Annotated in this window: 20 protein-coding genes; 11 read left to right on the top strand and 9 right to left on the bottom strand. The window is 45.6% G+C overall.

The genetic code is table 11. From position 1 onward, the window contains the following. Positions 1 to 23: 23 nt before the first annotated feature. A complete protein-coding gene (locus ACX0G9_RS12795; RefSeq protein ID WP_459065304.1) occupies positions 24 to 557 on the bottom strand; it encodes an STM3941 family protein in 534 nt (177 codons plus the stop codon). A 146-nt stretch (positions 558 to 703) separates the two neighbouring features. Between ACX0G9_RS12795 and ACX0G9_RS12800 the strand changes: the two genes are divergently transcribed. Next, complete coding sequence (locus ACX0G9_RS12800; RefSeq protein ID WP_459065305.1) at positions 704 to 1,528, top strand: T9SS type A sorting domain-containing protein; 825 nt, start codon at positions 704 to 706, stop codon at positions 1,526 to 1,528. A 202-nt stretch (positions 1,529 to 1,730) separates the two neighbouring features. On the opposite strand, the gene ACX0G9_RS12805 is transcribed toward ACX0G9_RS12800, so the two are convergent. After that, positions 1,731 to 2,579, bottom strand: a complete 849-nt coding sequence (locus tag ACX0G9_RS12805) for a hypothetical protein (RefSeq protein ID WP_459065306.1) — start codon at positions 2,577 to 2,579, stop codon at positions 1,731 to 1,733. 696 nt (positions 2,580 to 3,275) lie between these two features. Here ACX0G9_RS12805 and ACX0G9_RS12810 point away from each other — a divergent pair. Then, positions 3,276 to 4,547: an aminotransferase class V-fold PLP-dependent enzyme gene (locus ACX0G9_RS12810; RefSeq protein ID WP_459065307.1), complete on the top strand. Its 1,272-nt coding sequence runs from the start codon at positions 3,276 to 3,278 to the stop codon at positions 4,545 to 4,547. A 13-nt stretch (positions 4,548 to 4,560) separates the two neighbouring features. On the opposite strand, the gene ACX0G9_RS12815 is transcribed toward ACX0G9_RS12810, so the two are convergent. The 4 genes from ACX0G9_RS12815 to ACX0G9_RS12830 all read right to left on the bottom strand — a co-directional run bounded on the left by ACX0G9_RS12815 (position 4,561) and on the right by ACX0G9_RS12830 (position 6,910). Next, positions 4,561 to 4,785, bottom strand: coding sequence for a hypothetical protein (locus ACX0G9_RS12815; RefSeq protein WP_459065308.1), 225 nt, complete (start codon positions 4,783 to 4,785; stop codon positions 4,561 to 4,563). A gap of 191 nt (positions 4,786 to 4,976) precedes the next feature. Further along, complete coding sequence (locus tag ACX0G9_RS12820; protein ID WP_459065309.1) at positions 4,977 to 5,807, bottom strand: DUF7003 family protein; 831 nt, start codon at positions 5,805 to 5,807, stop codon at positions 4,977 to 4,979. 31 nt (positions 5,808 to 5,838) lie between these two features. Further along, complete coding sequence (locus tag ACX0G9_RS12825; protein WP_459065310.1) at positions 5,839 to 6,525, bottom strand: DUF2461 domain-containing protein; 687 nt, start codon at positions 6,523 to 6,525, stop codon at positions 5,839 to 5,841. Positions 6,526 to 6,580: 55 nt separating this feature from the next. Continuing rightward, complete coding sequence (locus ACX0G9_RS12830) at positions 6,581 to 6,910, bottom strand: RDD family protein (protein WP_459065311.1); 330 nt, start codon at positions 6,908 to 6,910, stop codon at positions 6,581 to 6,583. 145 nt (positions 6,911 to 7,055) lie between these two features. Between ACX0G9_RS12830 and ACX0G9_RS12835 the strand changes: the two genes are divergently transcribed. The 4 genes from ACX0G9_RS12835 (at position 7,056) to ACX0G9_RS12850 (ending at position 16,376) form a co-directional block, all read left to right on the top strand. After that, the gene (locus ACX0G9_RS12835; protein WP_459065312.1) at positions 7,056 to 7,490 is read left to right on the top strand and encodes an SRPBCC domain-containing protein; all 435 of its coding nucleotides are present in this window, start codon (positions 7,056 to 7,058) and stop codon (positions 7,488 to 7,490) included. 146 nt (positions 7,491 to 7,636) lie between these two features. After that, a complete protein-coding gene (locus ACX0G9_RS12840) occupies positions 7,637 to 11,803 on the top strand; it encodes a hybrid sensor histidine kinase/response regulator transcription factor (RefSeq protein ID WP_459065313.1) in 4,167 nt (1,388 codons plus the stop codon). Positions 11,804 to 11,901: 98 nt separating this feature from the next. After that, positions 11,902 to 14,856 carry a SusC/RagA family TonB-linked outer membrane protein gene (locus tag ACX0G9_RS12845; RefSeq protein WP_459065314.1) on the top strand — a complete coding sequence of 985 codons (2,955 nt, stop codon included), beginning with the start codon at positions 11,902 to 11,904 and terminating at the stop codon, positions 14,854 to 14,856. A gap of 17 nt (positions 14,857 to 14,873) precedes the next feature. Next, the gene (locus ACX0G9_RS12850; protein ID WP_459065315.1) at positions 14,874 to 16,376 is read left to right on the top strand and encodes a RagB/SusD family nutrient uptake outer membrane protein; all 1,503 of its coding nucleotides are present in this window, start codon (positions 14,874 to 14,876) and stop codon (positions 16,374 to 16,376) included. Positions 16,377 to 16,413: 37 nt separating this feature from the next. Here ACX0G9_RS12850 and ACX0G9_RS12855 read toward each other — a convergent pair whose 3' ends face one another. Beyond that, entirely contained in the window at positions 16,414 to 17,772 is a 1,359-nt protein-coding gene (locus ACX0G9_RS12855) for a BamA/TamA family outer membrane protein (RefSeq protein WP_459065316.1), read from the bottom strand. A gap of 361 nt (positions 17,773 to 18,133) precedes the next feature. Between ACX0G9_RS12855 and ACX0G9_RS12860 the strand changes: the two genes are divergently transcribed. The 4 genes from ACX0G9_RS12860 (at position 18,134) to ACX0G9_RS12875 (ending at position 20,987) form a co-directional block, all read left to right on the top strand. Continuing rightward, complete coding sequence (locus tag ACX0G9_RS12860) at positions 18,134 to 18,484, top strand: LytTR family transcriptional regulator DNA-binding domain-containing protein (RefSeq protein WP_459065317.1); 351 nt, start codon at positions 18,134 to 18,136, stop codon at positions 18,482 to 18,484. A 95-nt stretch (positions 18,485 to 18,579) separates the two neighbouring features. Then, a complete protein-coding gene (locus ACX0G9_RS12865; RefSeq protein ID WP_459065318.1) occupies positions 18,580 to 19,611 on the top strand; it encodes a hypothetical protein in 1,032 nt (343 codons plus the stop codon). Between the two features lie 11 nt (positions 19,612 to 19,622). Continuing rightward, entirely contained in the window at positions 19,623 to 19,847 is a 225-nt protein-coding gene (locus tag ACX0G9_RS12870; protein ID WP_459065319.1) for a hypothetical protein, read from the top strand. Between the two features lie 90 nt (positions 19,848 to 19,937). Next, a complete protein-coding gene (locus ACX0G9_RS12875) occupies positions 19,938 to 20,987 on the top strand; it encodes a DUF6340 family protein (RefSeq protein ID WP_459065320.1) in 1,050 nt (349 codons plus the stop codon). A gap of 31 nt (positions 20,988 to 21,018) precedes the next feature. Here the strand turns inward: ACX0G9_RS12875 and ACX0G9_RS12880 are convergent, their stop codons facing one another. Next, a complete protein-coding gene (locus tag ACX0G9_RS12880) occupies positions 21,019 to 22,458 on the bottom strand; it encodes a serine hydrolase domain-containing protein (RefSeq protein ID WP_459065321.1) in 1,440 nt (479 codons plus the stop codon). A 140-nt stretch (positions 22,459 to 22,598) separates the two neighbouring features. Between ACX0G9_RS12880 and ACX0G9_RS12885 the strand changes: the two genes are divergently transcribed. Next, on the top strand, positions 22,599 to 25,016 hold the full coding sequence (locus tag ACX0G9_RS12885; RefSeq protein WP_459065322.1) for a hypothetical protein: 2,418 nt from the start codon (positions 22,599 to 22,601) through the stop codon (positions 25,014 to 25,016). A 19-nt stretch (positions 25,017 to 25,035) separates the two neighbouring features. Here the strand turns inward: ACX0G9_RS12885 and ACX0G9_RS12890 are convergent, their stop codons facing one another. Next, a complete protein-coding gene (locus tag ACX0G9_RS12890) occupies positions 25,036 to 25,617 on the bottom strand; it encodes a TetR/AcrR family transcriptional regulator (protein WP_459065323.1) in 582 nt (193 codons plus the stop codon). Between the last annotated feature and the right edge of the window lie 46 nt (positions 25,618 to 25,663).

Here is a 25,663-nt window from a genome sequence, read left to right on the forward strand (position 1 = left end):
CATAGCATTGCTTTTCCTGATTGTTAAATATACTGGTCGGGTAATGCTTTCCTTATTAAGCTCTCCCGGTTCGACCTCTCCGCGGTCCTTAGTAAAAGGACAAGGTCAGTTAATTTTTCAGCATCCACTTTAACACTGCCAAGAGGAATATTCAATTCCTGGCACCCTATCGATTTTGAAAGTTTTGACATGTTTTTGGCGAATTTACCTTTTGACCCGGATGGCTCGAATTGTTCGTCAACAACCAGGCAAATAAATTTTTGACGATAGATTTCTGCCAAATAGGCGTCCTGGATAATTTCCCAATTTATAACGTTTTTATGCACAGTCCTGTCAAAGATCCCGATTTCATTTATGATTATTTGTGGTCTCCTGTCAAGTAAATGATAAATCCCAACCAGCATCGCCAACCCAAAGAATAAAATACCTGCCCATGCAACAAAGGAGGGCGCGTCAGGCCCATTGAGCATATAAAGACCGCCCAAAACGAATATTGAGGATAACAGGATCAGTTTTATTGCTTTCCAGGGAGATTTATAAAGCATTAAATCTGTCATGAGTATCGGTTAAATTTTGTGTCAGATGAATTAAATATAATTTTTCGCGATAGGTCATAAGTAATTTTTTATGTTAAAATAAAGAAAAAAAACACTCCTTATATGTAATTCTTCTTTTCTCCGCATCCTATCTCCAAACTAATTGTATGAATCCGAATTTTCAACTGAAGCTGGTAACCCCTTGTGATAAATCCTGGAATTCCATGCACCCTGAGGAAAATGGCCGCTTTTGTGGATCCTGCAACAAGACCGTGGTGGATTTCACGGGCATGAGCGACAGGGAACTGATCACCCACCTGGCCCGGGCAGGGCAAAACGTATGCGGCCGGCTGGCGCCGGATCAGCTGAACCGGGCTTTTTTGCTGCAACCTGAACCTGATAAAAGCCGATGGAAGGGATGGCCGCTGATCCTGGCAGGATTGCTGGTGGCCAGCCGCCTCCCGGCGCAAATCAGGCAAGCCAAACCCCGAGGCATTGTTGGAACATCCCCCGTCCGTGAACGTATAGCCGCGGTGGCAGTACAAGACACTATGCCAAAACCTGTTACAGATTCATTCAAAGTTTTGCCCACGGCAGTGGTGCATGGGTTTGGGAACCAGAATACGTGCACCGTATATATGGGTGGGCTGTCTGTGGTGCGTAGTATTAAAATTACCAGTTGGAAACAGCGATTGACAGATACCCTTGAAAATTGTCATCTCCTTCCAAAAAAGGAACTATCGGTCTATCCCAACCCGGTGCGTCGGGGTGTGGCTATCAGCCTTTCCTGGCAGGTAGAGGAGGGGGAATACCAGGTATGTTTGTTCAATATGGCCGGCGCCCTTATTCAGCAACGGATTATGCAGGTGGGAAGTACCGCGCAGGTTGATTTGCTGGAAATCCCGCCCACATTACCGGATGGCCTTTATATCATCCGGGCCATCAGGGCCGGTAATGGGAAAACATATTCCCGAAAATTGGTGGTGTTGTGACTTTTATACTAAAACCTCCTTATGTTTATTTGCAAGGGAGTAATCTTTAAGCAAAGCTGGTTTGATTAAGTGAAGCGCCCAATATCAGGGTTTAGTTCGTTGAAAAGGATAAAAGAAGAAAACTTGCGGCAATTGCAGCTTGTAATAAAATCATTGATCGTTTTTTTACTCTAAACATGCTCCAAAATTGGTAAAATTTAATTTACTCTCTTTTCCATTCCTCTATTGCTTGATTAATGGCCGGGTCATTCAATTTTTTCAGGAATATTTCCGCCTCTATTCCATAAAGATTTAAAAAACTGTCTGTCGAAAATTCCCTGGTATCCTCATCTGTACTTTTAAGTAGTTGTTGCAGTACTTTTTTGGTGTTTTCATGTCTAAAGGCACCTAGCGCAAGAGCTAAGGATTGATTTATGGAATTGGATTTACGTTCAAGGAGGAAAAGCAGTTGGTTGGGGTCGGATCTTCTGCGGGTGCTTTTTATGGAATAAAGTAAATTGTCTATTTCGTACTCATCGGTTTCCTCCTTAAGTTTTGTAAGAAGCTGATCAAAAGAGGCCTTCTTTGAAGGTGGCTCTAGCTTTTGACGTAGTTTTCTGCCCTTGATGTTCCCTCGCTGGATACATACCTGACAGGCGCAAGTTGGTCGTTTTAGATGACTATGCGGCAAATACCTCCATCCGATTTTTTGAGGTAGAAGTCTTATCTTATCAATTTCTTTTGGTTCGATTTTCCTGTCGACGATCAGTTCATAACCTAAGGGGTCTTCCAATGCCATAATTTCTTTGATAGCCTCTCCAAGTTCTATTTGCCGGTGTGGCTCGTTATATTTTCCGGCATAAACCATTGCTTTGCTGTCTATTCTAAAGTAAATACCAATAAAAGTCCGGGTGCCATTCCTTTTTAGCTCACGAAGCCATTGGTGCGAAATAAAAAAATTAGGTAGGACAGGCATGCAGAAAATACCTTTCCGGTCCTTGCCAATCTTTATTCCATTTCGTTTGATTCTGGCTCTTTCTCTTTCGTCTGCCAGGTGAACTAATATTGGCATGAATTACCTGTTTAAATTTGACAAGAAAAGATCATGTATTGATCCCGCCCTTCTTCAATAATAATATTAAGGACATTCTTTTTTCTCAAAAAGGGTCCTTTATCGAAAATGTAATATTAATTCCAGGCCATGGGGTAATTTTAATTTTTTGGTTTTCCTAAGATAAGTTTTTGATAACAAAACCGAATAAAATAAGCGGAAAATTGGTTGGAATTTCGTCCTGGCAGGCAAGCGATTCTGAATCAGGTATTGAAAATTGATTTTATGTGGTTAATTTCAATAATGGCATAAGCAAAGATACTGCATGCGGATCGGTTTCGTCATCTGAATATTTTTTTGTTTCAGCTATTCCTTACGTTTTTTGTGACCTTTTTAATTTGCTTCCTTTCGACGGTAGTTGATGGAGAATGGCGGGATTATCTGCCAATAAGAGCGTTAATGACAATTATGATTACAATAGTCATTTATGGGAGGGGTTATCATGCTAATTCTGTCCGCTGTTCCCTATTTCAAGGAAGTAAAGAGAACTTATGATACTGTAATGATAGCAAACAATCCATTTTTGTCAATAACGGGTTGGTTTTTAACTACATTTTGTTTATTACATTTATACCTGCCAAACAAATTCAGTGCATAATTTAGGGACGCATTGCAGGAACTCCTGTTTTTTTGGTAGCTTAGTACAATACCCGTCGCATGAACAAAAGGACCTTCCTCAAAGGCATGACCATTGCCGGCACCAGTCTCCCTTTCTCGCTTTCCGGAATGGCCCGGTGGATCGGCAGCTTCGACCGGCATCCTGTAGAAAATCTCGCTGCAAATGAAGATTTCTGGACCGGCATCCGTCATGGTTACCGGCTAAAGCCAGACTATATCAATCTGGAGAACGGCTATTATAACGTAATCCCCGAAGTAACCCTGGAAGCCTTTATCCGGCATGTGAAAGAGATTAATTATGAAGGGGCCTATTATATGCGGACTGTCCAATACGACCGAAAAAAAGCGGTGGCCTCAAGGCTGGCTTCTCTCGGAGGATGCTTGCCGGAGGAACTCATCATCACCCGGAATACGACGGAATCTCTTGACATGATCATCGGCGGCTATCCCTGGAAGACTGGGGACGAAGCCATCATGGCGCTGAAGGATTATGGCGCCATGCTCCAGATGTTTCACCAGGTTGAAAAACGACAAGGTATCGTTTGCAAGACTGTATCGATACCCAATCATCCCAGTTCGGACGAAGAGTTGGTCTCCTTGTATGAGCGCATGATCACTCCGCGAACCCGGTTACTTATGGTGAGTCATATGGTAAATGTCACCGGGCAGATTATGCCCGTCCGGAAAATCTGCGATATGGCCCATGCCCATGGCGTAGAGGTGATGGTGGATGGAGCACATTCGTTCGCTCATATCCGGCATACAATTCCTGATCTGGGTTGTGACTATTATGGGTCAAGCCTGCATAAATGGCTCAGCACTCCGTTGGGTGCAGGTATCCTTTATGTAAAGAAGGGACTCGCCGGCAAAATCTGGCCCTTGCTGGCAGAGGCCGACGATACCGTCACCAGCATTGCCCGGCTGAACCATACAGGAACCTTACCCGTCCATACCGATCTGGCTATCAATGATGCCATCGATTATTATAATACGCTGGGGCCTGGCAATAAAGAAGATCGGCTCCGGTATCTGCAGCAATATTGGACAACCAGGGTGCGCGGCATTGCGGGCATTATTGTTAATACTCCCGTGGAGGCGACACGCAGCTGTGCCATAGCCAATGTAGGGATCAAAGGGATAAAACCGGACGATCTCGCTGTGCGGCTGCTTCAACGATATAAGATTTACACGGTGGCCATCGACATGCCGGATGCAGGAGTCCAGGGGTGCCGGATCACTCCAAATATTTTCACCATGCCGGAGGAGCTGGACCAATTGGTTTCTGCATTGAAGGAGATGGCAGTGGGTTGAGGCACCATAAATCTTATCTTTTTTCTTTCGTTGCTGCAATTTTATCTTGAACTATGAAGGCAACGGTGACGGGAAGGGGCATTATTTTCAGAACATTATCTTCATAAATTTCGATAGCCTTTGCCATCGCTTCAATTTTTTGAGCATCAGCATCACTAATATTATTATCACCCAAATTCATTAGGCTATATACTTTGTGCACGGCCCCTTTATATTCTTTGTCGGTTGATATTTTCATATTAAAAATTGTTTAAATTAAAAACTGTTTCATTTTGTGAAACTATTAAATATGACCCTCTTTTACTAATATCGGGTATTCCAGGTTGGGTGGTAAATAGCAGAATGGCAATTTCGAAAATTCTGTGATACAAAAATCTTTTGTGGAAAAAAAGATTAACAAGATGCCGGACAAAAAATAGAGGATAACAACTACATCGTGCCGCCTTCCGGCCAATTTTTCCAATGGGTGTTAGCAGGATGTGATGGTCTGTAAACTTTCGTATCCCCGGTAGCCAAAACTCCGGCTATCTGCTGCCAGGTCTCATAACTACTTGGCCGGTCTTCCCATTGAGTTGCGTTCCACTGTTTTGTCTTCTCCAGTTCCTGTTGTATCATTTCGGCTATCATCGGGTTGGTCTGGTCAAAACTCAATAATATCTGAGGGTCTTCAAAGGGTGACTTCATCTGATGAAAGGATTTGTGGTGCCATTCGTCCAGCACCATTACCTTTTTCACCGTTGTTGGGATACCTTGGTATAGTTCCCCCTCCGTAGCGCGAAAGAGCGGACGATGCCGGGGGACCAGGAACCGGAGTATTTCTTCTCCCGTTATCTCCCCGGGTTCTGTTTCTTTCAGTGTGATTCCCTCAGCCCCATAGTCGCTTTTCTCATGGGAGAGCGGGACCTCGACTCCGCGCACAAGCCAGGAGGTCGCGCCGGGTTGTAAAACGTCTATATCGATGGTAGCGTTGAACCTTTCAGCATCCAACGGTAATACAGTATAATAGTTATACTGCTCTTCCTGATCTTTCAGCGGGAGCAGACAGTTCCCAAAATAACGGATCTCCAGGGACACTGCCCAGCCCGCACCACGGGTATTATAACCCAGCACTTCCGATACGATGGCCCATTGTCCGGCCTCATCCCGGAAAAGGTGGAGACGGCAGTCCGCGAGATAGACATAGGGATGTTCCAGGTTAATAAAATGAAAGGCACTGTCCTGGTCGCAGTTGTCGAGTGTGGTGAGAATATTATTTTTCAATAGCGTTATATTTTGGCGCTTTATCGGCTGGTTAAATGGCTACTCCATTAACATCGGTAGTTAACACCTCACTCATATAATCGAAGAACGGGCGCATATTTTTGAAAGCCTGCGATGCCTGTTTAACGAATGAGGTTTCTAAGACTTCTTCATCTGTAAATTTCTTAATAAGTATAAATTGTTTATACCTGAGTAAGTCAATGGCCTCATTGTTACTGTCAAATCCTCTGGGAACAGTCTTTAGCTGTTCGCCCTGCAATTTTCCAAAAGAAGACAAAAACGATTTGCTGTTCAATATTTTTCGTAAAGGAGCAGGATCAAAAGCAATTTCATCCCGTATACGTTTGATATCCTGCGGTTCGGGCCCCCAAAATCCGCCAGCTACAAAACTATTGCCTGATTCAATATGAAAATAATAACTGCCGCGACGTAATTTGGTCGCCCGGGTAAAACTGCCGCTCCAGTTAGTTTTGTAGGGTATCTTTTCCGTAGAGAACCGGGTATCCCTATATATCCGGTGCAGGCTTTTTTTACCGGTGGGAGTTTCGATCAGGTCATGGGAATTAAGGGCGGTCAATAAGGCTCCGGCAACTATTTCCAGGTTATTTTGCCCCTGAATATACAGTTCCTTATTTGCCATAAACCAGGGCCGGTTATTATTCTTTTTTAATAGTTTCAGGAATTTGATACTTGATTCCTGAATTTGAATTTTCTGCATTTTATGATTATACGTTTGCTCTGAATTCTTTTTTCATTTTAGTTTAGGAAATTAGTTACCGGCTGAGGATTGCCTTCTCCACCAGCCCCTTTGATTCCTCCTCATTTACTACAAAGGTACGCGACCATTTGTCGTGCCAGGGATGGGGTGGGCTACCTAGTGCAGAGATAGCCTCGAACGGGATTAACCGGCTAAAACCTCTTATGAAGGCCATGGAAGTAGTAATCGGGCTCCCGTCTTCCTGAACGGCGCGTGTTTGGGTAACCAGCTTACCCAATGTCTTTCCGTTGAAGACCGCTTCGGCAAGGGAGTAGTAAAATCCGAACAGAAGATAATCATCTAACAGGTTCTCCTGCGGGTTCAGGGATGGGTAATTTTTTTCCATTAAGGAAGTATTAGTAAAACCGGAAATTACCATTAAAATCAGTAAAGTGGCACAAAAAAACCCTTAAATTGGCCTATAAAGCGCCTGCCTCTATTTTTTGAAGCTTGTATTTTTACCTTTATTGACATAAATATAAACACGGCTTATGCAAACGGACAGGATCCCGATTTCCGCTGAAACAGAAATAAATGCACCCATTGAAAAAGTCTGGAAAATCTGGACCACTCCTGAAGATATTATGCAGTGGAATAATATGTCGGATGAATGGCATAACCTGAAGGTTGAAAATGATCTTCGCCCGGGTGGTAAATTCCTTTTTGTCATGGGACTAAAAGACGGGAGTTTGCAATTCGACTTTTCCGGCACCTACGACGAGGTGAAAAATAATGAATTGATCTCCTATACTCTTGGAGACGGACGGAAATCGATAATAACCTTTATTCAGGGAGCAAATCCGGAAAAACCCGTCAGGTTGTTGGAAACATTTCAGCCGGAAAATACGCAGCCCGTTGAATTGCAAAAAGAGTTTTGCCAGGCTGTTCTGGATTCTTTCAGAAGATATGCTGAAGCACAACCCTGACTAAAACTCCTTAATTTTCTGCGGCGGGTCATCGGTATTGAATTCAAAAAAACTATATTTGTAAGGACACCATCCTAACTAAAAAGTTTTATTAGATTTTAATGCCCATAAAATGCCTGGATAAGATTTGGACATTCCTTAGCTGTATGTTTTTTTTCAGTGTACTCCGGGCAGCTGAAGGACCTCCTGTTACCTACCTGGGCATTGAACTGGGACTTTCCAATAATTCGGTTACCTGTTTGTTCCAGGATCATAAAGGCTTTATGTGGTTTGGTACCTATGATGGATTAAATCGTTACGATGGTTACAATTTCTATATTTTCCGCAACCGGTTAACGGATGCAAACTCCTTACCCAACAACAGGATAGCATCGATCATCGAAGATTCCTCCAAAAGAATGTGGATCGGGACAAGAAGCGGTGTGGCCCGGTATGATGAGGTGACATCCACTTTTGATCCTGTCTTGTACATTCCAACCGGGGAAAAGAAACCCAGGAAAATCAATGCTATCGTTAATCAGCTAAAAACGGATTTTTGGGGAAATGTACTGATCGCCACGGACGAGGGTCTTTTACGCTACCAGGAAAAAACAAAGGTCGCGCTTCCGGTCTTTATTTCCAGCGATCAGGGCGATCGGGCTAAACATGAAGCCTATCAGGCTTTGTCGGTAGAGTGCGATAGTAAGAAAAATATTTGGGTCTATGTAAGGGAAAAAGGGTTATACCTCTACGACTCAACGTTAAAAACACTTCGCCTGGTGAGTGCTGAGATCAAAAACGGGATTTACCTGAAAGCCGACGGAGCAGGAAATCTTTGGATGGGTGCGGATGACGGGCTCTTTTGTTACGCCATAGCACAAAACAAATTTTCAAAATTTCTTTCCTGCGGTAGCCGTATCGTGCATTTGTCCGCCTACGGTAACTGCCTGTATATTTCATCCGATGGGAATGGGGTATATGCGCTGGATATTCCTTCAAAAAAAATAGCCCCTCTTTTCGCCGGTTCTTCCCGGCAGAAGCTCACCAGTGTAAGCGCGTATGGGGTAATAAAAGACCGGGACGAAAGACTATGGATCGGCACGATCAGAGGGGGTGTAAATGTAGTAGATCCTGAAAGGAATAAATTCAGGACCATAGCACATGACCCGCTTCGGTCCAACAGCCTGATCGATAATTTTGTTACAGGCTGTAGTGAAGACGCGGAAGGGAATCTGTGGTTGGGGACCGATGGGAACGGCCTCAGCTGCTGGAACAGGGGACAGAATACCTTTACCAGCTTCCGCCACCAGGAGCAAAATCTGCAATCGAGAAGCAGTAATTTCGTAACGGATGTCCTTATAGATTTCAAAAAGGAAATTTGGGTCTCCACCTGGGGCGGAGGAATAAACCGTCTTGACAGACGATCCCGGTCCTTCACTCATTTTAATTGCCTGAATACTGAATTAGGCAGAGAGGATAAAAATAATTTCCTGTTATTTCAGGATGGCCGGAATAATCTTTGGGCAGGCAGTTGTTTGGAAGGCGGACTATATTGTTTTAACCGGCGGCAGGAAAAATTTGAATTGTACGATTACAGGCTGAAGAATATCCTGGCCATGTATGAGGATAGGAAAGGAAGTCTGTGGGCAGGTGATTTTTGTTCGCTGATCCGGATAGATCAGGTAAAAAAAGCACATCAGCGGTATCATGTGGGATATGCCGTCCGTTCCATCCTGGAAGATAAAGATGGCAATTTCTGGATTGGAACGGAAGGCTCCGGTTTGTTATTATTCGATCCTGTCACCGGCCGGTTCACCCGATTCTCCGAAACTGACGGGTTATCCAACAACTCGGTGCTGAAAATCCTTGAAGACAAAAAGGGTAATTTGTGGATCAGCACTTTTAACGGTATTTCTGTATTTAATACCGTCACGAGGAAATTCATCAACTTTTCACAATCCGATGGGCTTCAGAGCAGCCAGTTCAGTTACAATGCGGGGTTAAAATTGCGGTCCGGCGAATTTGTCTTTGGTGGAATTAAGGGGCTGAATATTTTCTATCCGGATAGTATTATTAACAATTCCCGGCCTCTTACCGTTTTGCTGACCGGTCTTACGGTCAATAACCAGGCTATCAGGGAAAATGACAATTATATTGACAGACGTACCCAGGACAGGATCGAATGTATCAAACTACCATTTGACAAGGCTGTTCTTTCGGTGGATTTTGTTGCGCTCAACTACTCAGCGTCCGATAAGATCAGATATGCTTATTTTCTGGAAGGTTGGGATAAAGGGTGGAATTATGTCGGAAAGACCAGGACTGCCAATTATACCCGGATTAATGAAGGGGCTTATGTTTTTCATGTTATGGCAAAGGATGCGACGGGTAACTGGAGTGTAAGCCAGGAGAAACTGCTCATAGAGATATTGCCTCCCTGGTACCGGACCTGGTGGGCCTATCTGGGGTATTTATCCATTTTTTGTGCGCTTGTTTACCTGTATGTCCGGTACAAATCCCAACGCGACAGACAGGCTTATGAGATTGCACTCGCCAGGATAGAAACGGAGAAACAAAAAGAACTGAATGAAAAGAAATTGTCTTTTTTCACAAATATATCGCATGAATTCAGGGCGCCGCTTACACTGATCATCGACCCTGTCAAAGAACTGCTGCAGCATCCGGAAAAAAGACATAGTGCCGTCGGTTTAAATATAGTATATCGCAATGCCAGGCGTTTACTGAGCCTGGTAGACCAATTGCTGCTTTTTAGAAAGGCTGATACAGAGGGTGGTATAGTAAAACCGGTCAGGGTTAATTTTTATGAGTTGTGTCAGGATGTATTTATTTGTTTTTCCCAACAGGCCAGGGCAAGAAATATCAATTACGAATTTTCCTGCGACAATCCTTTCCTTGAATTAATGGCGGACAGGGAAAAAATGGAGATCATCTTATTTAATCTTTTGTCCAACGCGATAAAATTTACACCGCCCGGCGGAACGGTGATCCTTAAAATAGCCGAAAATCCGAAAAAGCCTGGAATGGTAGAAGTTGAGGTCTCGGATACCGGTTGCGGTATTGACCCGGAAATAGGAAATACCCTGTTTGAAAAATTTTATCAGGTTAAGAACGGCCAGCATTCGGTACATAAAGGTTTTGGAATCGGTTTGTACCTCGTTCACCAGCTTGTTCAGGCCCATAAAGGGACAATCGTTTACGAGAGCGCGATCGGAAAGGGTACCCGCTTTACCCTGAGTCTCCCGGCCGACCTCCGGGTCGACTTCCCGGCCGACTTCCGGTCCGACTTTCCGGTCGACTTCCGGGCTGATGATACCGGCGGTCTGGCAGCATCTGCCAGACCCAGGGAGGCTATCGGACCAAAGGAAGCTGTCGGGCCGACGGGATTGATCTTTGATGAGGCCCCGGAAAGAAAGCCGGTATTGTTGGAAGAACTGATGGCAGGTCTTGAGGCGGAGACGGCAGGAGGCGCCCGGCTGGACGACCGCGAAAATCTGAACGGGGCAGAAGGGGCTTTACCTGCATTGCCTGATTTCGTTTCGGGAAAAAAATCAATCCTGCTGGTCGATGATAATGCGGACATCCGGGAATATCTGAACGGAATATTTAATAGCCGGTTCCTGGTCTATGAAGCGGAAAGCGGGGAGTCGGCCCTGAAAATGGCCGAATCCTACATACCGGACATCATTATCAGTGACTTGATCATGAATGGAATGACGGGGGTGGATTTCTGCCATAAAATAAAGGCGGATCCTGAGCTTAATCATATCCCCGTAATCCTGTTGACCGCCTCTACTTCGTCTGAGGTCAAACTAAAGGGCATAGAATGCGGTGCTGAAGACTATATTACCAAACCCTTCGAAAAAGAACTGTTAATTGCACGGGTCGATAATATCCTCAAAAACAGAAGTACCATCCAGCAATATTTCCTGGAAACGGTTACCTTACGGAAGAACAAAACCAAGGTTTCCGCTTCTTACCGCGATTTTCTGGACCGTTGCATACAGGTCGTTGAAAACGAGATCAATAATGAAAATTTTACGATAAAGGCGTTCTCCCGGGCAATGGGAATGAGCCATTCCAGTTTATATCAAAAAATTAAATCTGTATCCGGTCTTTCCCTCAACGCTTTTATACGATATCTGCGGCTCCGTAAAGCAGCGCTCTTATTATTAAGCACCGATATCAATATCAATGAAGCGGCTTTCCAGGTTGGTATCAACGATGCCAGGTATTTCCGGTCCCAATTCCATAAATTGTTCGGAATGAATCCCTCGGAGTATGTAAAAAAATACAAAGAGACCTTTAACCACTGATTTACCCCCCTTATTTAGTGATTTACCCCCTCTCTCCTCAGGGCAGATTATCCTAATCTTGTATGGCAGATTGCATTTCACAAACCAAATTAATTGCCATGCGAAATTTACTTTGCTTACTCATTTTTTTCAGTTTTATTAACGGCCGTCTTTCTGGCCAGCAATTGGTCCGCGGCAAAGTTACAGCCGGGGATTCTTCGCTCTCGGGTGTTTCCGTGCAGGTAAAGGGGAGGAGCCAGGCTACCCAGACCAATGCCGAAGGAATATTTCAAATCAATGTATCACCCGGTGCCGTGCTAATATTCAGTACAGTAGGTTTTGCCTCCAAGGAAGTTTCGGTAGGAAATCAGACCAGTTTGCTGGTCCAGCTTTTATCCCTGTCTCAAAACTTGCAGGACGTAGTAGTGGTTGGTTATGGAACCCAGAAAAAGACCAGCCTGACCGGGTCTTCCGCAACCATTTCGGCCGCGGCCTATAAAGATCAGCCGGTCGTCAGCGTCAGCAGCGCCTTACAGGGCAGGGCGTCGGGGGTCGCCGTCAGCAGCGCCTCGGGTGCGCCGGGCGGGGTGGTCAAGGTGCGGATCAGGGGCAGCAACTCGATCAATTCCAGCAACGATCCACTTTTTGTGGTTGATGGGGTTGCTCTGGGAAGTGCCGGTTTCCAGGATATCAATGTCAACGATATTGAATCCATGGAAGTCTTAAAAGACGCATCTGCCTCCGCTATCTATGGTTCAAGGGGTGCCAACGGGGTTATATTAGTCACCACCAAAAGCGGGAAGGCGGGAAAAATGGTTATCGATGTCAACACCTTCCTGAGTACCAATAAGATAAAAAAATACGATCTGCTGGGGCCTTCGGCTTATGCCGAGGAGGCCAATCATATTGCGGGAACGACTGTCATTTCCAATCCAGGAGCCGGAACGGATTGGCAGAGCAAGGTGTTCCGCAACGGCATAACACAGAATTACCAGCTTTCCGCGGCAGGCGGTACGGATAAATCACGGTACTATGTTTCGGGGTATTATGTCAATCAAACAGGTATTATAACCAATACCAGTCAGAAAAAAATAGCCCTCCGTTCGAATATCGACAGTAGAATAACCAACAAGGTCAGTTTCGGGCTGAACCTGTTCCTAACCAATATACAATCGCTTAACAATGGTGATCTGGGTAGTAAAGCCAACCCGGTGGTATCTTCGCTGGCCTGGGCGCCTACCGAACCGGTGTACGATGATCCCGCCACCGGCGCCTATAACCGGTACGCCATCTCTCCCATCGGCCCGAATCCGTACATGATTGCCAAAGAATCCGACTATGAAGGCAAGTCAACTACGGCGGTCCTTAATGCCAAACTAAAGTATGATATTACCGATTGGTTGAGTTTCAGCACGAATGTCGGATTAGACGCGAATTTTTACCGAAGCGCTTATCTGAATAATGAGTGGATCAATCAGACAAATATTTCTTCCGGTCAGGGTTATAAGGATAATTACACCCTGCAGAACAGCAATATCCTAAATTTCCACAAGACTTTTAACAGGGACCATAATTTGTCCGTAACCGGTGTTTATGAGCAGACTTCCAATAAAATCAGCGGTTTTAACGCCGACGGAGGCGGACTAAGTTCTACAGCTTATGGTTACTACGCACTTCAGCTTAACGCCACACAAGGTATCCGATCAAACTACTCAAACTGGGGACTTCAGTCCTTCCTGGGAAGGGTTTCTTATGCCTATAAGGACAAGTATTTGTTAACGGCTACCTACCGGGCCGACGGTTCTTCCAAATTTCAAACCACAAAAAACAAATGGGGTTATTTCCCCTCTGTTTCTGCCGGATGGAGATTGTCCGAAGAAAGGTTTATCCAAAGTATGAACATTTTCTCCAATCTTAAGCTTCGTGGTTCCTGGGGTATTACCGGTAACCAGGCTATTGAACCCTACAGTACCCTTGGCCTGCTTGGCGGTCAGCAGTATTCTTATGGAACCGGAACTTCCTACCAGGGGTATACGCTGGGTAACCCGCCCAATCCCAATTTGAAGTGGGAAACCACCAAACAATGGGATATCGGCGTGGACGCCGGTCTTCTGGCCGGAAGGATAAATGTCACCATGGATTATTTTTCCAAGAACACAGACGGATTATTGCTGCAAAAAACCATCCCGGATTATGATGGTGGCGGATCCCAATGGGTGAATCTGGGATCGGTAACCAATAAGGGATTTGAGTTCTCGGTAAACGCAATGCCTGTTAGAACGACAAACTTCAGCTGGAATGCGACCTTGAATTTCACCACCTATAAGAGTAAGGTAATTAGTTTGGGTGGACAGGACATCATTTATGCCGCCTTCCCCGGAGGCGGTCTGATCAATACGTCCATCCAGGTTGTCAAACCCGGTTATGCGCTCGGTTCGTTCTACCTGATCCCGTGGGAGGGTGTTTACAAACAAGATGATCCCACCTTGGGTTTTAAAGCCGGTGATAACAAATATCGGGATGTCGACGGTAATAAGTCAATTGGTTATGAGGACCGCGTGATTTCCGGTAACGCCACGCCTACCTTTACTTTTGGCTTCAGCAATGATTTCAGTTACAAAGATTTTTCATTGAACCTGTTTCTTCAGGGATCCCAGGGCAATAAGGTCTTTAACGGGACATATGCCGCCATTGCAGCACCATCCAGCGATATAAGATATCCTACCCTCGCTGCCTCGGCCAACTACTGGTCTGCCAAGAACCCCAATTCTGAATGGGCGGATCCTGCCAGCAAGACCGGCAGAAGTTATGTTGAATCCACCCATTATCTCCAGAACGGAAGTTATGTCCGTTTCAAAAATATCAGTCTGGCCTATACCCTCAAAAAGAGGTGGATCGGCTTTGGTGATATACGGTTATCTGTAAGTGCACAAAATGCCATCACGATCACAAAATATAAAGGATTTGATCCCGAAGCCGACACCATGGGTAATAGTGATATCGGTGCCGGTATTGACCTGGGTGCCTATCCTAATCCCCGCACCTTCACGATTGGATTGAACGCTAAGTTTTAATTAAAAAAATATTTTTTATGAAAAAATATCTTGCCATTGCTGTCGTCTCGCTTCTGGCTTCAGCCTGTAGCAAAAATCTGTTAAAGGAAGAACCCAAAGTTCCCACCGGAACCGATTTCTATGCAAATGCCAATGACCTTTCCCTGGCGGCAACCGGTCTTTATGCCTTAAATAATGTGGCTTTCAACCAGGTCGCCGGTTTTGCCACCTGTTATGGCAGTGACGACGTAGGGGTAGCCAGGATTGGTAACAAACTTTCTTTTTCCGATTTTGACACCTTCCAGCCAAATTCATCGAACGACAGAATGACCAACTGGTGGACCAGCTTCTATGCAACGATAAAATCCTGCAATTCGATGATCCTGAACTATGCCAAGGCAACTGCTTCAGCCGACCAAAAGAACAGGGCCGCGGGGCAGGCCTATTTCCTCAGGGCATTGAGCTATTTCTTTCTTACCCGTACCTGGGGTGCTATTCCGTTAACGACGGAGAATAAGGTGGATTATACGCGCCCGAAGGCCGACCCGTCAGAAATATACAACCTGATCGTCGCCGATTTACAACAGGCTGAGACCATGTTACCGGATACCTGGAGCGGACTGGGCGTGCAATTTCAAAATGGGGTGAATGTGGCCCCCACGAAAGGATCGGCAAAGGCGCTGCTGGCGAATGTCTATCTTACCATGGCAGGCTGGCCGCTCAAACAGGCGGATAAATATGCATTGGCCGCTGCAAAAGCCAAGGAGGTAATCGACAACAAAACCCTGTATAGTATCGATCTGCATGGTAATTTTAATGATTTGTGGCAAAGGGAATTCCAATATAACAACGAAGCCGTTTTTGCCTGTTATTATAATAATAACGTTCCGAACACGCCCTGGAACCAGTGGAATATGATGGGGCCTAATTCTTCACAGCCGGGAGATGAAAATGGATGGGACGATTGGTTTGGGGAAATAACGTTCTACAATAACTTTCCGGCCGGTGCCCGCAAAGATGCGACCTACCAGGCCGTATACATGGTCGGGGGTACGTCAAAAGATTGGACGGGCACGGCACTGAAACACCCCTATTTTCAAAAATACCGCGATGACGCAAGTTATAACAGGGTAACACATGTCGGTAACTGGGCTGGCGATCATACCGTCTATGTTATCCGCTATGCGGAAGTCCTGCTTACCTACGCCGAAGCAACGGCTATGTCTGCCACACCGGATGTCTCTGCCTATAATGCCATCAACCTGGTACGCCATAGGGCCGGTCTGGGTGATCTCGTGCCGGGGCTTTCTCAGACAGTATTCCGTGATTCGGTAGTGGCAGAAAGGGGTTGGGAATTTGCCGGTCTCGAACCCGCTGCACGCTGGTTCGATCTGCAGCGCACCGAAACCGTGGCTAAGGCAAACGCCAGCCGCAGCGCGGGCGATGAACCGTTGAAGAATGTTCCAGACGATACGCAGCACAGTTTTTACCTGGCTCCGATCCCTGTTAATGACGCGCAGTTAAACCCTAATCTAAAATAGGTACGCCTTTTGCAAATTCGGGAACTACGGTATCCTCCTAAAAAGTCTCGTTCAGATTCAGGAAAAATCCTTTGTTGCCGAATTTGCCAAAAGCATAATCCAGTGCCAGATTGGTTCTTGTAGCCTTGTTGAACAACACCCGCAGACCGCCGCCATAGCCAGGCTGAAAAACCTGGAATATTTTGGTCCCATGTTCATCATTGCCGGTTTGCAGATTTCCAAAAACAACGCCGCTGAGGAATTTGTTGGCCAGTATGGGAAAACGGAATTCGGCTTCGGTATCGTTAAACTGAGTTCCTTTAAAATATTGAGACGTATAACCTCTGCCGCTTCTAAAGGTTCCGTCCCTGGCCGTACCCGGTAATTCCAGGTAGGGTATTGAACCGGCAACCAGGTAAGAGCCCCAGTTCCAAAAGGCAAACACGGTTTCCGGGCTTGTGGACGACAAACTAAAATATTTCCTGAAGTCGGTTGTCATTTGCAAGGAATTTTTTGTGCTTCCAATCCATGTTTGATTTAGCCGGAGACCTGCATCAAAAAAAAGACCCTTGTAGGGGCGGTTCGGATTGTCACGGGTGATGTACTCTATATTAAAAAGAAACCCGTTGGCCGAGTAACTGTTTTGAGGAAAACCATGCCGGTTGTTGTAAACGCTGGATGGTGTGGCATTGTTCGTCGTATCTTTGTTTTCAATTTTCCTCCTGATCTCAAAGGATAATCCTGCACCCACAAAAAAGTTTTTCGACACGTTTTTGTAGACCTTTTCCCGGATATTGTAATATTGAGAGTGTATCGCATAAACCTTATGCGTTGGATCTGCCAGGACAGAATCTTCAGCGCTTCCTCCGTTGAATTTCTTGCCTATCCCTAAACCAAAATCTGGAGATACGGTTTTGGCGATTACCAGATTGCCCTGTAGGTTCCACTTGTTGCCGGGCGTAAATATATTATGGTTCACATAAAAATAAATAATTCCCTTGGTGGTTATGGAAGCCGAAGTGGCTGCCACGGAAAAAAGGGTATTCGGATCGTTACCGAGCCTTCTGCCAGCCACTGCTTTTATTCCCAACTGCCCGCCGATGGTGGGATTGGCGGCGATGTTAGGGACAACGGTGATGCCCGATCGTTTTTTTAAGGTGTCGGCCGACTTTTTGGGATGAAAGACATTCCGCAGTAAATCCCCAAAATCATATTGTTGGTTGATATTATCTGCCGGTTTATGAGCCTTTGCGGCATTAATGCGCAAAGAATCTGCCTTGAGAGAATCTGCTTTGAGAGAATCTGCAGGAACGATCACCTGGCTGTAGGCAAATCCTTGTATGAAAAGGAACAAGGAAAAGAATAGCCATTTTAATGGAAAAGGTTGTTTATTGCCCGGGCTTAACTGTTTGACCAAAGTGTATAGTTTAAATGCCGATAATTAGATATTAAAATCATCTGATGAAAAGAGCCATGACCTGTTATTGTACAGGAACAAAGTTAAATAACAAATATAAGTCCATGACCAAACGGCCTGCTACCTATTAAACAAATTGTTATATCATTTGATTTTGATTGGAGATTAAAATATTGACATAATTCCTTAATTTTCAAATAGATAGTATTCGCTACGTCTTCGAAAGTTGGCCATTGGAGAAGGTATTTCTTTATTGTTTTGATTGTACTTCCGGTTGATTTCCGTCTTCAGGTTAAGGGCAGGATTAACCGGAAAAGTGGGGAGAAAGATCCACAACGGATGAATAGGAATTTATCCAGGAATGTCGAGCTTCATAGACTTCGCATTTCCTTTATGTTGCCTTCCCATTTCACCTGTCCTTTTAGGACCAGGAGTTCTTTCTTTTTCATCCAGGCAACACAGTTTTTTGGCGTTTCTTGCCCAGCCCCTTTTTTTGGTTTTCATTTTGTTAAGCTTAACAGCTTGTCTGAAGAACATGGAGGAGAAATTACCTGCCAGGTTATTCATGCGGGTAAACCGATCCTGTATTGTCTCCTTGTCAAAAATTACGGCGGTCACCAGGACGGCTGTACAGATCAATGAAACGGTCATACCGGTGGGAGAGAATTACAGAGAGGCCTTTAGCCAGTTCTTCCGAAACTGGATCGTGTAGCAAGCTATAGCCATATGTAAATATGTAAGACAAATTTTTTTCCATGATTAATGGATAGGGGATTGTTATTGCCTTTACCTTTTAAATTTTTATGTATGTATCCCGGACTGCCCATTTCCTTGTGTCTTTTTTTTCTGTCAGTAGCTTACCTGCCTGTCGGAGCCCAACAGAATAAACCTGATCCGGTAGAAGCTCAGCAGAAGATACCTGTTTCTGCACGGATCAAACGAGACTATATGCGCCAGCAGGCGGCACTCCGGTACCCGGCCTTGAGATTGGCCACGATTCAGGTGGAGACGATCGGCAGCATGCATTATACTTCCAAGCTGGATGGCAAAGATTTTCTGAAAGGCACGATGCAGCCCAAAACCAATATCAGGGCGGTATTTAATCTTCCGGTTTATACCTCGGGCGGTCAGGAACTATCCGTTGTTGTAGCCTATAATTCACTACAGAACGCACTGAAGAATACTGTCAACGAGATCCCCCAGTCCCGGGTCGGCGATGGATCGTATACCTTACAGAATCTTTCGCTGGGGCTCAATTATCGAAGGACAGATTCTCTTTTTAATAAACAAATCATATGGGGCGGCTTGTTGCTGACGAATTTTTCGCTTCAATCATCCTATTCCCGCACATACGGCCTGATCTATGGTATTGTTCCTTTGAAAATGACCCGAACGACCCGCATCTCCGCCGGTCTGGTAGTGTCTACCAACCCCTCCAGCCCTATCCCTGTAATTCCGACTTTTTCTTACTGGCATAAATTTACCGGCACCCCCTGGGAAATAAGCCTGGATCTGCCTACCCGTCTCCTCCTGAGAAGGGCCATCTTTTCAAAAGGACTATTATCCTTTGGCACGGAACTGGCAGAAAATACATTGTTACGAAAAATAGATCAGCCCGGGTTGGAGGGAGGATTGGCCTTCAAGGATTTTAGCTTGAAAACAGGAGTCACCCTGGAATATCCCATTTTCCGAAAATTGCTTATCGGGTGCAGCGCCGGCCTCCTTTATACGACGACATACAGAGTGGTGGATCCGGGTAAGAGCATCAACGATTATATCATGGGGATCAAAAGGGATCCAGGCCCTTATTTTAACATTAATATTTCCTTTCTTCGTTAATATCCACCAATATGAAAATCGTAAAAGTCTTCAAGACAGATGTGCAGGATCATCAGGTTGCTAAACATGTCATTCTTTTCCTTCAGCAAACTTTTTCGCATTGCAGGATCAATTTCGATCTGGACGATTGCGATAAGATCCTCCGGATTGAAAGCCTTCGGGAGCCGATCGAAGAAACCAGGATCCAGTTATTAATGGCGGGATACGGACATTTCTGCGAGCCTTTGCAGGACTGAACTATTAATACATTTAAGTACTAAATCCTCCCGAAAACCGTTTACATACAAGATTCCTTACTACCAATATCCACCTTAAGAAATAGCTGTATGAAGAACCGGATCGCCCTGCTCTGTATTACCGTAGCCTGCTATTCCTGCAGTTCTACCAATCTGATGTCCCTCAGCGTGATGCAACCGGCCCCGGTGAGCCTCTCGCCCAATATGAAGGCTGCGGCCATCGTAAACAGGACAAGGGTCACCGATGAGAACAAGGCTATCGATGCCATTCACAAAGTAGTCTCCCTTGAAACCAGGGACCTGCAGGCGGAAGGGGCAAAGGCCAGTATGACCGGCCTGGCGGACGAATTGTTGAAGAACAACCGGTTTTCCTCAGTAAAACCCCTCAATAACCTCGATCTCCGATCATACGGGGCAGGAGTATTTCCTTCCTCCCTGCCCTGGGATACAGTGGAAAAGATATGCAGGGAAAATAATTCGGATTTGTTGTTTTCCCTGGAGCTTTTCGATGCAGAAACAAAGGTTAACATCAACGCTTCCCCGGCAAAGCTGAATGCCATCATTGGTAATATCCCGGCCCTACAGCAACAGGTGAGCATGACTACGCTGGTAAAGACCGGCTGGAGGATCTATGATCCCTCTTCCCGAAATATCCTTGACGAATATATCCTTTCCAGGGACCTGGTCTTTTCCGGCCAGGGAATCAATCCGCTTGCCGTCGGCTCGGCCCTCATCGGTCGTAAAGAGGCGGTCAAACAGGTGGGCAACAAGGCAGGGCAGGCTTATGCATATCGGATCGTACCTTATTCCATGCGGGTATCCCGATATTACTATGTCCGGGGCTCCGGTAATTTTATCATTGCCCGGCGCATGGCTCAAACCGGTAACTGGGATGGCGCCGCTAAGATCTGGCAGCAGGAAACTTCAAGCGTCAGCCGGAAAGCGGCGGGGAGAGCCTGTTATAATATGGCCATAATCAGTGAGATCAACGGCGAATTGGACGGAGCCATCAAATGGGCCCAAATGTCCTATGAGAACTATAACAACCGTTTGGCCCTCAGTTACGTCAATGTCCTGCGAAAGAGGCAAGATAACAATGCTGTTCTGCAGAGTCAGAACGAAGTCTCACGCATTCCCTGACTTCATGAGTAGAAAGATGAGCAGGAAGACTTTAATTCTTCTCCAGCCATTTCATCAATTCGTTTCCTTCTTTTTCCGTCCAAATAGCGCAATTGGATAGGATAATGACCGCAAATTTCTTTTCCGCATTTATGGCCAGGTACGATCTGTAACCCCCGGTAGCACCATTATGAAAAAGCACTTTCCTTTCTCCAGGTTGAGTATAATGCCAACCAAGCCCTATTACGGACTGACCATTGGAAAATGTCGTATCATGTGTCAATTGCATGGCTTTGACTAAGCCGGTCTTGCCCATCGCATTAACATCCCCCTCGGCTCCGGCATATTTCAGCATATCCCTGGCGGTAGACCGGATGCCACCGGCTGCGACAAAGGACGGAGGTAAATTCCAGGGACCATTATATTCTCCGTTTTCATCATAGCCTTTTGCAAAACGGGCGGAGTCATTTTTCCGGATGAGGATGCGGGTATCGTTCATTCCCAATGGGGTACAGATATATTTTATGATAAGCTCCTCATAAGAACTATGATAGATCTTTTGCAGGATGGTCCCCAAAAGACCTACAGCCGTATTGGAATAGTCGTACTCCTTTCCCGGTTCCCGGGTCAATTTCAAATGGCCGAGAAAGGCATAGAGCTTTTCAATGCTGTAGTTTTTATACAGGTCTTTGGGGTCGGTTATCGTAGATTGAAAATCAGAAGGCAGGGAGGGGATAGCCGAAGTATGATTCGAAAGATCTTTCAGGGTAATTACCCTGCCATTATATTGCAAAGAGGGGATGGAGTCCGGAAGATATTTATTGACGGGGTCATTCAGTCTGACCTTCCCTTCTCCTACGGCGATAGCCAGGAGTGTTGCGGTAAAGGTTTTGCTGATGGAGCCGATCTCAAAGATCGTTCCGGTCTCAGGAATGGTTTTATTTCCTTTGGCCGTTTCCCCATACCCATAGAAATAGGTTTTGCCATCTTTCAGGATGCCTATGCTGAGCCCGATGGCGCCCCCTTTTTTAATATAGGAACCGGCTACGGAATCGACCTTTTTATCAAGAGAAGTGGTTAATGGGTTGGAAGAAGGAACCGGGTAATTTTTGATGCTAGCCTCTTCTTTATAGGGTTGAAAGGAAAAAGCCTCCAATTTTCCTTCCGGATTGAGACTCATCACCAGAAAAAAGGAGACTGTATTAAAATCGGCTTTGTAAAAGCTAATCCCATTCACATTTTTTTTAAACAATGTTTCCTTAATCTCTCCCAAAGGGAACAGATTGTTCTCCGAGATCGTTTGGAATTGTTCGGGGCTGAGCTGTTTCTGAAAGCTTTGCCCGGTTAGCTGATATAATTTATCAGCTGATTTTTCATTGAAATATTTTTTTACAAGGGCGCAGATAGAGTCGGTTTTTTGTTGTTGAGAAGTTTGTGAGAAGGCGGAAAAAGAAATGAATAGAAGGAAGAATAGAAAAGGAACTGATTTCATGATATTTTCAGGTTAGGTTAATCATTGGTGAAATTAGGGATTAAGCATTAAATTGATTAGGCTTGAAGGATAAGCGGAAATGGAATAAAACGAAAGGGCATATAAGGGGAAATATGTATTTTGCAGGATACTTGTTGTTCATGATCACCAAATCCCTTTTACCTCAGCTTTTATGTTTGCTGCTTTGCGCCAGGACCTTTGCCCAGGCTGATAATTACAAGGCTGAACCTTCAGCCGGCACCTGGTTTCCGGCAAAAGGGATTTCAGAAAAAGCCACGAGTGATTCGGTGACGGCGGTTGACTCGCCGTTGTCTGCATCCGTTAATGATTTTTTAAAGGATCTGAATGGCAGCTTCCGGCCGGTGGTTTGCTGGTATTCCGGTTCAACGCTTGACTCGACAAAGACTTTTACAACCGGTAACCTGAAAACCGGGGAAAACAAATGGACCTGTCAGATCAATTCGTCTGACAAGTCCGGTTTATCCGGTAATGCCCTTGATCTCATGCTCAAATTTACACTGACCAAAGGGACCGCTCAATCAGCTGGCGTCGCAGCTGCCTTTGATTTTTCCGGCTGGACTACGGATAATTATATTCTTGTGCCTGCCGTACTTTATGGAGGGAACCGGTTCCATATTCTTCCCATAGGCTATCCGCCCTACATACATGATGAAAAGGACAGGCCTTTGGATATGCCGGTAACCGTTACCAACATTCCTCATCTGAATCGGGATGGCAGTCATGCAAAGGTCGAGATGAATACAGGCAATGTTGCCACTCCCCTGCTTAGTTTTTTTAATCCGAAGAAAAAAATGGGCTTTATTCTCCTGGCCGGACAAGGTACCCGTTTTGGCAATAATGGCCTTTTCGTGGAAGAGGATGCCGGCCTGAATACGGTTAACAAACATATGTCTTTCGTGGTCAGCGCTCCGGGTGTACGGGTTCAACGTTATGAGATGTGCGGTCGCGCTGCCAGCGGGGATAAGGGGGCAGGCTGGAAAACAGGGGATGAGTTAACCCTTGGATTCAAACTCTATTCGTTTCCCGCTACAGATATGGCCGCATTCTATGAAAAAGTGATGAACGTACGCAAGGCGCTTACCGGAGCCAACAGCTTTGCCAATGTTACTCCATACAGCGCAGCAGCTGGTCTGGTCCTTGCACATTTCGACAAGGACAAATGGTTCGAGGATAAAAATACGGCTTATTACAGCAATCGTCCCGGCGACCCCAACCCTTATCATTTTCAGATAGGATGGGGAGGAATGCCTGTTCTGGCTTATCCAACCATGCTTGCACAAACGCCCGGGCGTTTGCGGCGGATGTTGCTCCTATTGGATAACATGGTTTTCAAAGCCCAGGGAAAGACCGGGCTTTTCTATGCCATATATAATAATGGGGTGATCTTTAGCGATGAGCATGGGAAGATGTCGGAACGGCCTGCCATTTCCATGACCAGACGCAGTATGGATTTGTTGTACTTCACGCTTCGTATGTTTGATTTGATGAAACAGCGCGGTCAAAACAATATAATCAGACCTGAATGGGAAAAATCTTTGCATGTCTGTGCAGATGGTTTGTTGAAAGTCTGGGCAGCTTACGGCCAATTCGGCCAATTTATAAATGTAGATAACGGGAAAATGGACATCAATGGATCAACCGCCGGTTGCGCCGCAGGAGCGGGTCTTGTATTGGCTTCGAAATATTTTTCCGAACCCAAATATCTTGAGGTTGCCGAAGCTGCTACGAAAATGTATTATGAACGGGATTTTCTAAAAGGTTATGCCGGTGGCGGCGCGGCTGAAATATTACAGTCTCCGGACAGCCAAGCTCCCTGGGACATGGTGGAGTCATGTATGGCCCTCTATGAGGCCACGGGCAAACAGGAGTGGCTTGATCGTGCCCGGTTCGCCGCCAACATGCTCGCCACCTGGATGGTTTCTTACGATTACAAATTTCCCAAAGGGTCCGACATGGAACGTGCAGGCACACATGCAGCCGGTAGTTTTTTTGCCAGTTCCCAGAACAACCACGCCGCCCCCGGATACTACATCTTATCCGGAGATTGTTTGCTCCGGCTTTTTCGCGCCACCGGTGACCGGAGATATGCTGAAATGTATAAGGATCAGTCACATAATATAGTCCAATATGTCGGCGCACCGTATAACCCGCTTCGTCACGAAAGCGGTTATGTGACGGAACGTGTCCAGCTTTCTGACTGGGATGGCGGGAATATGGGCAGTGTAGACAATGGAGATTCAAATATGGCCTGGGAAACATTGGCCGCGCTCACCTGTATTGAAAACCCCGGCATTTATCTGCACACGGATGATTCTACCTTTTTGTTGATGGACCATGTGGAGGCGAAAATTATTAAACGGGATAAAACAGGTCTTACACTCAGGATCACCAATCCCACTGCTTACGACGCAATAATATCCATCCTGGCAGAAACGGCAGAACAGGCAAAAAAACCACTTTCCGCAAATGCATTTTCCAACTGGCCAAAAGTAGAACTGAAAGCCGGTGGGTCTAAAACGATAACTATTCCATTATGAAAAAAAATAACCTGATTGCTTAGCCTAATACCGACAAGGACACCTTGATGATATCTTCCAGTGTTTTGCGGTCGGTGCCGGATTTGGCCGTGACACGAAGACCGGCCAAGTTGGTGAAGAAGAAACGGGCGATGGAGAGGGGATCAAGTGTAGTGGCGATCTGACCTGCTTTTTGCCCTTTTTTTATGGCTATGGAAAGAATGTCCTCCACTTCCTGCTGGTTGGATTTGACGATGGCTGCGATTTCAGGATCGTGCGGGGCCAGTTCGATGGCGCTGTTGACCATAAAACAACCTTTTTTCAAGGGGGCGTTAAGATTGTCCGGAAGGATGGATTCGAATATTTTTTCCAGGGTCTGCCTGACGTCTGGACTGGCATCTACATTACGCCTCATCTCTTCTATACTTTCCCGCTGGTATTTTTGCAAGGCCTCCAGGAAAAGCTGGTGTTTGTCCCCGAATGTCTCGTATATACTTGACCGGCTGAGACCCAGGCCGTCCACCACGTCCTGCATGGAGCAGCCATTGAAACCCTTGTCCCAGAAAAGATTGATGGCCTTGTTCAGGACATCGTCGGTATCGAATTCTTTTGTACGAGCCATAGGAAAATACCTTTACAGGTTTGATCTGTAAAGGTATTTAAATTCA

It is taken from the genome of Flavitalea flava, assembly GCF_054461575.1.